The organism is Paenibacillus sp. J31R98 (assembly GCF_056269245.1).
This window is the reverse complement of the sequence record NZ_JBWDNO010000001.1, coordinates 1,601,821-1,613,967: the sequence shown is the minus strand read 5'-3', so window position 1 is coordinate 1,613,967 and position 12,147 is coordinate 1,601,821. Positions and strand designations below refer to the sequence as shown.

14 protein-coding genes are annotated in these 12,147 nt (G+C 48.4%); 12 read left to right on the top strand and 2 right to left on the bottom strand.

The features are described from left to right. Positions 1 to 19: 19 nt before the first annotated feature. Positions 20 to 1,495, bottom strand: coding sequence for a spore germination protein (locus AC0YNX_RS07265; protein WP_475814953.1), 1,476 nt, complete (start codon positions 1,493 to 1,495; stop codon positions 20 to 22). A gap of 150 nt (positions 1,496 to 1,645) precedes the next feature. Beyond that, on the bottom strand, positions 1,646 to 2,152 hold the full coding sequence (locus tag AC0YNX_RS07260) for an RrF2 family transcriptional regulator (RefSeq protein WP_475814952.1): 507 nt from the start codon (positions 2,150 to 2,152) through the stop codon (positions 1,646 to 1,648). Positions 2,153 to 2,410: 258 nt separating this feature from the next. On the opposite strand from AC0YNX_RS07260, the gene AC0YNX_RS07255 reads away from it, so the two are divergent. The 12 genes from AC0YNX_RS07255 to AC0YNX_RS07200 all read left to right on the top strand — a co-directional run bounded on the left by AC0YNX_RS07255 (position 2,411) and on the right by AC0YNX_RS07200 (position 12,104). Next, the gene (locus AC0YNX_RS07255; protein WP_475814951.1) at positions 2,411 to 2,872 is read left to right on the top strand and encodes a carboxymuconolactone decarboxylase family protein; all 462 of its coding nucleotides are present in this window, start codon (positions 2,411 to 2,413) and stop codon (positions 2,870 to 2,872) included. A 71-nt stretch (positions 2,873 to 2,943) separates the two neighbouring features. Beyond that, positions 2,944 to 3,630 (top strand): YjjG family noncanonical pyrimidine nucleotidase, encoded by a 687-nt coding sequence (locus AC0YNX_RS07250; RefSeq protein WP_475814950.1) that lies wholly within the window; start codon positions 2,944 to 2,946, stop codon positions 3,628 to 3,630. A 22-nt stretch (positions 3,631 to 3,652) separates the two neighbouring features. Further along, a complete protein-coding gene (locus AC0YNX_RS07245) occupies positions 3,653 to 4,414 on the top strand; it encodes an SDR family oxidoreductase (RefSeq protein WP_475814949.1) in 762 nt (253 codons plus the stop codon). Between the two features lie 14 nt (positions 4,415 to 4,428). Then, complete coding sequence (locus tag AC0YNX_RS07240) at positions 4,429 to 5,316, top strand: ABC transporter permease subunit (protein WP_475814948.1); 888 nt, start codon at positions 4,429 to 4,431, stop codon at positions 5,314 to 5,316. Next, positions 5,313 to 6,245 carry an ABC transporter permease gene (locus tag AC0YNX_RS07235; RefSeq protein ID WP_475814947.1) on the top strand — a complete coding sequence of 311 codons (933 nt, stop codon included), beginning with the start codon at positions 5,313 to 5,315 and terminating at the stop codon, positions 6,243 to 6,245. The genes AC0YNX_RS07240 and AC0YNX_RS07235 overlap by 4 nt, the downstream gene beginning before the upstream one ends. A 75-nt stretch (positions 6,246 to 6,320) precedes the next feature. After that, positions 6,321 to 6,473, top strand: coding sequence for a 50S ribosomal protein L33 (gene rpmG, locus AC0YNX_RS07230; RefSeq protein ID WP_475814946.1), 153 nt, complete (start codon positions 6,321 to 6,323; stop codon positions 6,471 to 6,473). A gap of 145 nt (positions 6,474 to 6,618) precedes the next feature. After that, complete coding sequence (locus AC0YNX_RS07225; RefSeq protein ID WP_475814945.1) at positions 6,619 to 6,996, top strand: GNAT family N-acetyltransferase; 378 nt, start codon at positions 6,619 to 6,621, stop codon at positions 6,994 to 6,996. A 27-nt stretch (positions 6,997 to 7,023) separates the two neighbouring features. Further along, positions 7,024 to 7,524, top strand: coding sequence for a DinB family protein (locus AC0YNX_RS07220; RefSeq protein WP_475814944.1), 501 nt, complete (start codon positions 7,024 to 7,026; stop codon positions 7,522 to 7,524). A 54-nt stretch (positions 7,525 to 7,578) separates the two neighbouring features. Then, the gene (locus tag AC0YNX_RS07215) at positions 7,579 to 8,028 is read left to right on the top strand and encodes a DMT family transporter (RefSeq protein ID WP_475814943.1); all 450 of its coding nucleotides are present in this window, start codon (positions 7,579 to 7,581) and stop codon (positions 8,026 to 8,028) included. A 29-nt stretch (positions 8,029 to 8,057) separates the two neighbouring features. Next, complete coding sequence (locus AC0YNX_RS07210; RefSeq protein ID WP_475814942.1) at positions 8,058 to 8,756, top strand: Crp/Fnr family transcriptional regulator; 699 nt, start codon at positions 8,058 to 8,060, stop codon at positions 8,754 to 8,756. 2 nt (positions 8,757 to 8,758) lie between these two features. Then, positions 8,759 to 9,256, top strand: coding sequence for a DMT family transporter (locus AC0YNX_RS07205; RefSeq protein WP_475814941.1), 498 nt, complete (start codon positions 8,759 to 8,761; stop codon positions 9,254 to 9,256). A gap of 232 nt (positions 9,257 to 9,488) precedes the next feature. Continuing rightward, the gene (locus AC0YNX_RS07200; RefSeq protein WP_475814940.1) at positions 9,489 to 12,104 is read left to right on the top strand and encodes a sugar-binding protein; all 2,616 of its coding nucleotides are present in this window, start codon (positions 9,489 to 9,491) and stop codon (positions 12,102 to 12,104) included. Positions 12,105 to 12,147 lie beyond the last annotated feature (43 nt).

Here is a 12,147-nt window from a genome sequence, read left to right as displayed (position 1 = left end):
TCCTTTTAGAGCATAAAAGTTACTCATTATCGTAATCGTCTCCAACATCTCTATTGTTGCTACGAACTGTGAATCTCTTCTTCGACAGCGGCCTTGTCGTAAAAAAACGATTATAAAGCATCGTAAAGTTAGAGCGGATGATGCTGTCGCTGAAGCTGTTCATCCGGAAAGGGAAGAGGGGCACGATATAAGGCGTGCCAAGCGATTTCAAACGAAGCAAATGGCCGATGAGGAACATCAACCCGATCATGATTCCTAAACCGCCCCACATGGATGCGAGTACAATCAATGGGAAACGCAGAAATCGTATCGTATTGGAAATCTTGAATATCGGTGTCGTGAAGGAAGACAGAGCAGATAGCGAAACAATGATGAGCAGAATATTACTGGTTAATCCCGCTGCCACTGCCGCCTGTCCAAGTATGATACCTCCAACAATGCCGAGCGTTTGACTGACTTTAGTAGGTAATCTGGAGCCGGCTTCGCGCAGCAGCTCGATGGTGATTTCCAGGAATATAACTTCTAACAATGGCGGAAAGGGAACGTTCGACCTGGATTCGATAATCGGCCCTAGCAGATCCCTGGGAATGACGGTGTAATGAAAGGTAAGTATCGCAACATAGAAGGAGGTAGCGAATATAGAGAACCCGACGCCAAAATAGCGGATAAACCGGAAGAACGAGCCCATAATCCACGGCAAATAATAATCTTCGGGAGAGATGATAAAGCTAAATAAGCTCGTCGGTCCCGTGAGTATTGAAGGCGATCCGTCGACGATAATGGCTACTTCACCGTTCAACAATGAATACATGATTCTGTCCAACCGTTCACTCGATAGGAACAGGGGAAATGGGGAATTGGAGTTATCCGTAATGAGCTGCTCCAGAAGAGAGGCTTCGAACACCACGTCAAAATCAAGATCCGACAGCCGCTGTCTTGCCGTGTTTATATGCTGAGGATTGGTGAGACCCTCTATAGAAGCGATGACAACTCTTGTTCTTGACATGGAACCAACGATGAGTTCTTCGAATTTCAGCTTTTCGGTAACGAGGCCTTTACGCAGCAAGGTCAGATTGGTATCGAGATTCTCGACGAATCCGATCTTTGGACCAATGACGCTGAATTCATTCTGTGTATCGTTATAATCACGATGACCAAGCTTGGGATTCGGGATCTCCACGAGCAATCCTTCATATAGATGCGGATCTATTTGAATGAAGATTCCACCACGAGACAAGCACTTAATAATGTCTTCCAGTGTGGAAGACGCTTTGATTCCTTCAATAGGGATCATGGCTTCCAAGTCATTCAAGTGATGGACGTCGCAATTTGAGATTTGGATAAACGAGAGGATGTCATGATGGAATTGTTCTTGATTGATCAGCGTCTTATAGTAAGAAAAGTGGATGCGCGTCTCTCTGATCGTTATGGTAACTTGCTGAAAATCATCCGATTTGGCACTCACTCCTATATCCTTGAGCAAGTCTGGAAGCATATAACGGACCACCTGTCTTTATCAGAAATAACTCGTCTTAGTATGTGGGGCTGTCATCCAAGTTATACCCATATCTGACCATGCAAAAAAGCCTTAGTTCGGTATCTGCCGAACTAAGGCTTTACGTGTTGTACTGAGCTTGAATAGGAATTAACCGCTGCTGCCATTAGTGAAATAATTGCTCGTATCTTGGCGAGCTTGAGGAGTTAACACTTTATCAACCTCGGCTTTCAGCCAGATTAATGTCTTGCCGCGCAGCACATTTCGCATGCTTTGCTCGGCTTCGCGCATCGTCATATTAATGATGCAAGGAGTGGCTCTCGAGCATGCCGCAAGCTCTTCATCTTGCTGGCAAAGCAAGCTGTTGTCTTTAATGTTCTTGCATTGAAATATGGGAGCCGCGCCTTCAACGGCTTGAACGACATCCCAGAATGAGATTTCCGCGGGAGGCTTGGCCAGCTTATAACCGCCTTTAACGCCAGGAACGGAGATCACGATTCCGGCTTTCGTTAACTTGCCGAACATCTTCGACAGGTAGGTTTCCGAAATCCCTTGAAAAGCAGACAGCTCTTTGATTCCTATCGTAGCATCAGGCGGAATGTCGACTAAATAGACCAAGCAATGCAGTGCATATTCAACGCCAATACTATACTGCATGCAAACACCTGCTTTCTTATTACGAAAAAAGTTGATACTAAACATCTTAGGTGCATTTAAAATCCTTGTCAAATAGAGGTTTGGGAGAATTTGAGGAAGAGATATCGATTCATGTTCGTTGACAACCTCCAATCGAAGAGTTATATTGTAGATGAAGTTGATCGACGATACAAGTTATCGACGATTAGTCGGAATGACGCATTGGTCCACAGGAAATACTTTAGAATCGAATTAAAACTTTGAGGAGTGTGTCTACAAATGGAAACAAGAATGGATTATATGAAAGTTCGTCCGGATTCCTTGCAAGCACTGTTGAAATTAGAAGGATATGTAAATAAAAGCGGTATAGATAAAACGTTATTGGAACTTGTGAAAACCCGCGCATCGCAAATCAATGGCTGTGCATTCTGTCTGGATATGCATACGAAAGATGCACGTGCAATGGGCGAGACGGAGCAACGATTGTATCTGCTTAACGCTTGGCGCGAAGCTCCATTCTATACGGATGCTGAACGTGCAGCGCTGGCATTGACTGAAGCGGTGACGAAGATCTCGGAAGGCGGCGTATCCGCAGAATTGTACGAGCAAGTACGCAAACATTTCGATGAAGGCCAGTTCGTCGATCTTCTTATGGCGATCAACGCCATCAACGCTTGGAATCGTATGGCGATCTCGACAAATATGGTGCCTGGAGCGTATCAACCGGCTGCTCATAAATAACAGATCATTAATGGAGAACCCACCGAGCGTTCAAGCTCGGTGAGTTCTCCACCACATGAACGGGAGGATCAATGAGCTACAAGATACTGCTATTTGATCTTGATGATACACTGCTTGATTTCGGCGCCAATGAATCCGATTCGTTGACCCAGTTATTCCTGCAATATGGATATACCTTCTCAGATGAATTGTTTCAGTTATATAACGCCGTCAACAAACAATTATGGGCTGAATATGAGAATGGCACGATACCACTCGACGTTGTGCTGAACTCCAGATTCTCCGAAACCATGCTGAAGATGGGAGCTATCGTGGACGGTCCTATATGGGAAAGTCGATATCGGGAATTGTTAGGCGAAGGGGACCAGATTCATATCGAAGGCGCACTGGAAGTCTGCCAGCGATTATCTGCAACTCATCGACTGTTTATCATAACGAATGGCATCACGCACACGCAGATTAAGAGATTGAAGACGTCAGGACTATATGAGTATTTCGAGGATATCTTCGACTCTCAAAGTATTGGCTATCAGAAACCTTCACCGAAGTTCTTCGATCACGTAATAAGCCAGATCCCGAACTTCAAGCGAGAAGAAGCGCTTATCATTGGGGATACGCTAAATACAGATATTAGAGGCGGACAGGAGTCAGGCATAGATACTTGCTGGATCAATCGGACGTCGAAACAGAATACGACAGACATTCAAAGTACGTACACGATTTCGAAATTAGTGGAACTATTCACAATCTGCAACTAGACGAATAAGGGAGGATTTATTCATGAAAATTACCGTATTTGGCGGCACAGGTCTTATTGGCAAGAACGTTGTAAACAACCTTCGCGAGCTTGGTCATGAAGTCGTAGCTGCATCACCGTCATTAGGCGTCAACAGCATTACTGGTGAAGGTTTGGCAGAAGCTATTCGTGGAGCACAAGTTGTTGTGGATGTGACTGGCTCGCCAACCTTCGAGGATCAAGAAGTGATGGATTTCTTCACGGCATCGACTCGTAATCTTCTGGCAGCCGAAGCAGCAGCAGGCGTAAGTCATCACGTTGCGTTGTCGGTCGTGGGTACGGATCGACTTCTGCAAAGCGGATATTTCCGTGCGAAAATCGCTCAAGAAGAGCTCATTGTGGCATCTGGAATTCCCTATACAATCGTGCGTGCAACGCAATTCTTCGAGTTCGCCGGCACTATCGGTTATGTGGCTACTGAAGGGGAGACCGTACGATTGCCTTCCGCGCTTGCTCAGCCGATGGTTTCGAATGATGTAGCAGCTGCCGTTGCCGATTTCGCATTGAGGGAACCTGCTAATGGGATCGTTGAAGCAGCCGGTCCGAATCAAATCCCGCTCGACGATTTCGTTCGGCAATACTTGATGGCGACTGGGGACAAGCGGCATGTCATTGCAGATCCGAATGCACTCTACTTCGCTTCGGTGAAGATTGATGATCAGTCTCTGGTTCCAAGTGACGGCAAGGCATGGATCGGCACGACTCGGTATGCGGATTGGCTCAAACAATTTGTAAAGTCTGAATAGGTAACTGCTATGAGATGAGTAACGTCACCAAGTATAGCTTGAATCTTCTAGGCACTCTGTTGTTCGTATTTGTATTGGCTATGGTTCCTGCGATTATGAAGCAAAGCTTCACAGATGGTTCGCTTCAATTTCATTGGTCGGATGGGCTGACAAGCTTAAGCGGGTATCTAGAAGGGTTGGCAAACGGGGATAGCTTTCACTATCTGGCTGGTAAGAAGGAACTATCGTATTTCAGCCAGATAGGGAGCAGCCTGATACTCACCTTCTCGTACATGGGGATTGGCGCTACAATCGGTATGACCATGGGTATCTTGCTTGGGATCTATTTTTCAGTAGCGCGAGTGAATGGGCTCAAACGTCTACTAGAACTGACAAGCGTTCTGCCGGATTTCGTAATCGTCTTGTTACTTCAGTTACTAATGATCTTCATATTTAATGAAACCGGATTTCTCGTCTTCCAGGTGGCAAGCTTCACAACGGATGAACCGGCGATCGCGCTTCCACTAATCTCGACTATCATTATTCCTGCAAGCTATATGATTCGTAATGTTGCCCTTCATATGAATCATACGCTGACGGAGGATTATATCAGCTCTGCTAAGGCAAGAGGGCTTTCTAAACGCTATATTATTTTCTTCCATGCACTGCCAAATGTACTGCCCTATGTCAGAGCAGATTTGCACAAGTTCATGGGGATTCTGTTCGGGAACTTATTTATATTCGAATATCTTTACAACTTGAACGGCGTGACGCTGCTCGTATTCTCCAATGCTTTCGCATTCGAAGGGTATCAATACAACCTGGTTGTGAACGGAATCTTCACGCTGCTGTTGCTGTACGCCGCTATGTTTAGCTTGTTAAGCGCCTTGACGTACGGCTGGGAGAAGGTGTTCGCTCGATGAATAGGACATTGCTAATTGGTCTCACCATCACACTGCTATTCATCTTTGCATCCATATTCGGTCGCTACGTGGCCCCTCATGATATAGACGATGATGCACCGGTCGAATATCATGTCGACGAGGATGGAGAGAGCACGCTTATCGCTCCGCCGTATCCACCTGGTGCTAGCTATCCATTCGGTACGGATAAATACGGAACCGATATGATGGCGAAGCTGCTGGACGGAGCGAAGTATACGATAATCGCATCGTTGTCGATTGCCATATCACGCATAGTGATAGGCGGTGTGCTGGGGATGCTGTTTGGTTATCATGGCAGAGGGAAGTCTTCGAAGGCTAACCGACTTCCGTTCGGGAACCTGTTAAACGGCATTCCGATCTTTATTATCGTATGGATGATCATGATTGGCATTTCCATGAATTCATCGGCTTCTTCTTTGAACTTAACGCTCATCCTTTCAATTGTACTGGTGCTTGTCGGAATTCCGACAGTCACATCGACGGTGAAAGAGAAGACGATGGTGCTTCGCGAGAAGCAGTTCGTGCTTGCCGCCAAGTCGATCGGTGCGAGTCATTGGACGATTATCCGAACTCATCTGCTTCCACACTTAAAGGAGACCTTCCTCATCCTGTTTGTTCAAGAGATCGTCATGATACTCGGCTTATTCGGACAGCTCGCGATCTTCAATGTCTTCGTCGGAGGTACGTTAGTGTACATCAACCCGTGGCCCGAACTTCCCGAATATGTGAGCCGCAGCAATGAATGGAGCGGATTAGTCGGCCAAGCGCGCAGCAGTCTATATATGTATCAGTGGTTGCTGCTCATTCCGTTGCTCGCCTATATGATGTTCATTATCGGCTTCCACATGATATCGCTTGGACTCGAGAAGATGTACAAACAGAAGTTCTCCAAATTCTCGAATATTTGATCCGATCGGTGAACCTTCGATTGTCACCCAGATTCCTTCAGTCATACCATATGACAAAGGAAGGTGATAATCATCATGCGCGTAACCATTACGATGGCATGCACAGAATGCGGCGGACGCAATTATATGACGACCAAGAACAAGAAGAACAATCCGCAGCGTCTGGAGCTTAAGAAATATTGCCCGTCTCACAAGAAGGTGACCCTTCATAGAGAGACAAGATCGTGAGCCGGGAATGGAATTTGGCAATAGAAGCGTGTGAGAATAGACTCTCGTCCCTTAGGGGATGAGAGTCTTCGTATTTTGGCAGGAATATGTAAATCTGTTGCGGAATTAAGTTGTAACAACACTGGAGGTGGTCGAAATAGATATTGTGATTAATCTACCGATTGAGCCGCACGAGGTGCCCAGATTGAGAGAGGCTGTTGGTTGGGAAGGCAGGCATTCCGATTATCCGATCCTGTTCGAGCGTTGCAATTTCTGGGCGGGACTTAGGGATGAGAATAACGAGCTGATTGCATTCGGTTACGTTGCAGGAATGGGATTGCAGCATGGCTACATGGAAGACATTATTATACATCCTGAGCATCAGAGGAACGGCATTGGCGAAGCATTAGTAAAGAGATTACTGCAAGAAGCGAATCGAACGGGGATTGAGATCGTCACGTTGACGTATGACAAGAAGCACCAATCGTTCTATACGAGATGCGGATTTGTTCCTTGCGGCGGCGGAGTGTGGAGAAGAGACTAAGGTAACCTATGAATAGGAGGATGGATCATGTTGAAGCTATTCCAATATAACTGGCAGGTTCGCGATGACTGGTTTAACTGGTGTGAGACGGTGGCCGAAGAAGAACTAATGAAAAGACGCACGGGAGGATTAGGCTGCATGTTGCCTACACTTTATCATATTGTAGCCGTCGAGTATGGCTGGATTTGCGGCGGGATACAGGACAAACCGATCACCTTTCCAGAGTTTGAAGAAGTAGCCAGTTTGCAGCAAGTAAAGGCATTCTCCGCTCGTTGTCATGAGGAGCTCGCGCCATTCGTCCAAGCATGGAATGACAGTCTGGAAGAGCGCGTCATGATTGATATCACAGATGATGGAGAGCGTGAAGCCCATACATACGGAGAAGTCATGCGGCATGTGATCGCCCACGAAATTCATCATATGGGCCAATTGTCTGTGTGGGCACGGGAGATCGGGAAGAAACCCGTGACTGCGAATGTGATTGGGAGAGGCTTGTTCCCGATAAACGGATCTCAATTTGAAAGTTAGGACATATGTCCTTTCCGTCCATCGACCTTCCATCGTTAAATAAGGAGAGCAGGAATGATGGAGGAGGAAGGCAAGGGAATGAAGGGAATCGGTTATGCCATTCTCGGCGGCGTATTTCTAACGATGCAAAGTACCGCCAATGCCGTAATCGGCACTCGGCTCGGAACATGGCAGGCTGCGACTTTAACGCAAGGAACAGGGTTCGTTGCTGCTCTGATGATCGTATGGATGACGAGAGATCAATCGTGGAGGAAGCTATCTCAAGTGAAGCTTCGATATCGCTTAGGCGGAATGCTCGCAGCGATTATCATATTCAGCAACATTACTGCTTTTCACCACAATGGCGCGGCTTTAACGGTATCGTCCGTATTGATCGCCCAGATATTGGCCACGCTTGGCATGGAGAAAGCCGGCTGGTACGGGACGCGTAATCTGCAGCTCCGATTGCCTCAATGGCTTGGCATCGCGCTTATGATTACGGGGATCTTATGTTTATCCTATTAAGCGGCGATACAGGTAAGGAGAGAGCTTCGATGACAGAAATCGAGAACCCGGATCGGATTAGGCAATATCTGAGCCAATATGAACTGGAAGACGTATTCCCGGCTTCGCTTCGCCAGCATTTAGTGCTGTTCAAGTTCTATCCGGACGAAGCGCTGTGCAGGCAAGGCGAGATGCAGGAATGGATCTATGTACTCGTGAAGGGGAAAGTGAAGGTCCACATGACTTCCTCGGAAGGGAATACGCTTCTGGTTAACTTCATGTCGCCGCTCGGCGTCATTGGCGAGATCGAATGCATAAGCGGGCTGGAGACGTTGAATACAGTAACGGCCGTTACGGCAGTTGAGGCAATCGGCATTCATGAACGCTCGCTGCATCTGTACCGGGAGCAAGTGACATTCTTGCAGTTTATGCTGCATCTGGTGTCGCACAAGTTTCACAGCAAGTCGATATCGCTCAGCTTTAATTTGTTATATCCGGTTGAGGTGCGTCTGGCAAGCTACTTGTTATCCGTGACCTCTCCGGATGAAGCGTTAGTCAACACGACGAATCTGAAGGATATAGCAAGCCTGCTCGGAACGAGCTATCGGCACTTGAACCGAGTGATTCTGAAATTTAGCAAGATGCGTCTTCTTGAACGAACTAGAGGTACACTTAAAGTTCTTGACCGAGCAGGGCTTGAAGCTGCCGCCGGCCAAAACATATACGAACATGGAGAGCGGAGGAAGTAGCAGTGTTGATCGGAATTGTATTGTCCATTATGGCGGGGATGCTCGTCAGCGTGCAAACGTTGTTTAATAATAAAGTGAACCTTGCTGTTCACACCCATACGACGACCGCGCTGGTGCTGGGCATGGGATTCATCGCCTCGCTTGGGATGGGAGTGATCATAGAAGGCGCTGATTTCTTCAAATGGCCTTCGATGCCTCTATGGTTCTGGTTCAGCGGGTTGCTAGGGATCGGCGTAGTGACCTGTGTCGTGAATGGAGTCCGGCTTCTCGGTCCAAGCGCTTCGACTACGATGATCATGGCATCTCAGCTGCTATGCGCGTTATGGTGGGATTCGGCAGGTTGGTTCGGACTGGAACAGGTTCCTTTCAGCCCGCAGAAGGCGATCGGGATAGCAGCGTTAATCGCCGGCTTACTGTTATTCAAGAGCAAGCGCAAGGAGAACGTTCGAATGGCCGACACTAGCAGTCATAATCGGCCTCACATTCCAAAGGCTTTATGATGAGAAATCCGCTTCCTTGGCGGATTTTTTTGTTTTCTTAAAAAAAACGATACATTGGCGTAAGTTTTTATCACTATTCAACTTCGATGGTTCTCTATTAAGATGGGGCTAACTACCGAGGCTAGCACATACTTGAAAGCGCTTAACCCAGCTGGAACTGCAAAGAAAGGAGGAGCTTCAACATATCGTCTCGCAGGCACCATTAACCCATTCGTTAAGGAGGTAATGAGACATGAGGATGAAGAGAAGAATTTCCGGTTTCGTCGTATTAACCATGCTGGTCGCCTTGTTCTCGGTATTCGGCGCTGCGACGGCTAGCGCGTATAGCGTTCCAAACTTGAGAGGAGGCATTAATGCGCAATGGTATTTCGGCACTCAAGCAGAGGTCGATACTGCCGCTACTCAGATGACGAACGTCGGACTAGGCTGGGCGCGCATCGACTTGAAATGGGATCTGATGCAGCCAAGCGGCGCAGGAACAGCAATCAACTGGACCAATACAGATAAGATGGTCAGCGGCGCGCTTGGTAAAGGCATGAAAGTCATGCTCGTTGCGAGCTACACGCCTTCTTGGGCAAACGGCGGAAACTCGGATGTGCGGTATTATCCGAACTCCGCGAATATCGGCAATTGGCAGAGCTTCCTCGATGCAGCTGTTCGACGTTATTTGCCTCAGGGCGTAACGACGTATGAGATGTGGAACGAGCCCAATTACTCGCCGCAATCCAGCCCTTCCTTATTCGTCTCCAATGTGTTGATTCCAGGTGCGAATGCTGTGCGCGCTGTAAGTAATGATCTGCATATCCCGGTCACCATCGTTAATGGCGCTGCAGCCAACTTGATCGGCGTATCCGGTATTGTTGATCCCTACGCTTGGGTGACTGGCATTTACGCGGCAGGGGGCAAGAATTATTTTGACGTGCAGGGTATTCATCCTTACTGCTGGCCGCTTGCTCCATCCACATCAGATACGTGGAACGCATTGCTGAGAGCTCCGGAGATTCATACCATCATGTCCAATAACGGAGACGGTGCGAAACAAATCTGGGCAACGGAATTCGGTTATCCGACACATGGACCGAATACGGTAACGGAACAGCAGCAGAGCGATTATATCGTGCAGGCGCTGCAAATTTGGAGTCAGTCCGCATGGCAGTCCTGGACGGGACCGATGTTTCTGTATACATACAGAGATGATGACGGCGGCGTCGTAAGCAATGATCCGGAGCAAAACTTCGGCCTGATGCATTATGACCGGACAACATTCAAACCGATTATGAGCAACCTGCTCAGCGTCATGCAGAGTGTTGCACCTCCTCCTGCGCCGGCTACCTCCGGATGGAGCGGATCAACATCGCCAAGGCTATCGTTTAACGCTTCGCAGACAACGACTGCGCCGACAATTGACGGTAGTCTGGACAGCGTCTGGACCGGCAAAGTGACGAATGCGATTTCGAAACTAACGCTAGGCACGATTGGCAGTTCTTCGGACTTATCGGGCAATTATGGCGCGTTATGGGACAGCACGAATCTATATATCCTCGCGGATATTAATGACGATTCACTCCGCAATGACTCTACAGCCATATCCGACGACGACAGTATTGATGTGTATCTCGATTTAAACCATGATCGGACAACGACTTACGGAGCAGATGACTTCATGTATCAGTTCGGCTACGGGGATACGACATTCAGCGAGTTTAAGCATAGCGCGACCGCTGGCGTAACCTTCGCGACGACGGCGAGAACAGGCGGCTACCGCATTGAGATTAAGATTCCGTGGACCACGCTCGGCAAGACGCCGTCGGCGAACATGGATTTTGGCTTCGATATGATGATCAACGACGATGACGACGGCGGAGCGCGCGATTCGCAGCTGGCGTGGAATGATGGCACCGCGAATGCCTATCAGAATCCAAGCTTGTTCGGAGATGGCACACTCGTCGCAGCTGCTCCATCGGGCGGAACGACCGTCTATGAAGCAGAGAACGGAACGTATGGAGGCGGAGGTCAACAGCAGACGGCGACTAGCGCATCGAATGGCAAAGTGGTCGGCAATCTGAACAACGTTGGCGCATATTCTCAGGTCGGCAGCGTCAATGGAGGCAGCGGCGGCAATGCCTCGCTCGTCGTAAGATACGCGAACGGGAACTCAGGCAGCATGACGCTGAGCTTGTACGCGAATGGGACGAAGCTTCAACAATTAACCTTTGCTCCGACAGGCTCCTGGAACACGTTCGCCGATTCGGCAGCGATTACGATACCGCTTAACGCGGGAGCAGCGAACACGATCAAGATTCAACGGGATTCCACCGACACACCGGCAGCGGATATCGATAAGTTCACCGTGACAACTACTTCGGGCAGTTCGTCCGTGGTGCTCGTGAACGGCTTCGAGAATGCGGCGCAGTGGACGGGGGAAGCGACGAGGACCGCGGAGACTACATTGAAAACACAAGGCTCGCAATCGCTCAAATTCCATTACACGGTTCCAACGAGCGGCTGGGCTAACAGCAGCTACGCGATCAGCTCTCCTTATGTTGATATCGGAAGCGCAACGAGCCTCAAGCTCGACGTCTATCCAACAACACAGACACCAACCGGCCAGACAGAACCGATTACGCTGAAGATCCAGGATCAAACCGGCGGTATTATCTATGAGGATCGGCTGCCGCGATTGACCGCTAATCAGTGGAATACCGTGACGATCAGTCTAGCAAGCATCCCTGCGGCGAATCGGCACCAGATCAACAGTGTGAACTTTTACCTGTATTCCGGCTTCACAGCACAGATTAACGGCAGGACGACGCTCGATTATTACTTCGATAATTTGAGGACGGAGTAAGCAGTTCTTTCGTGAGGAAGCGGCGGGATGGAGTTTCGAGCTT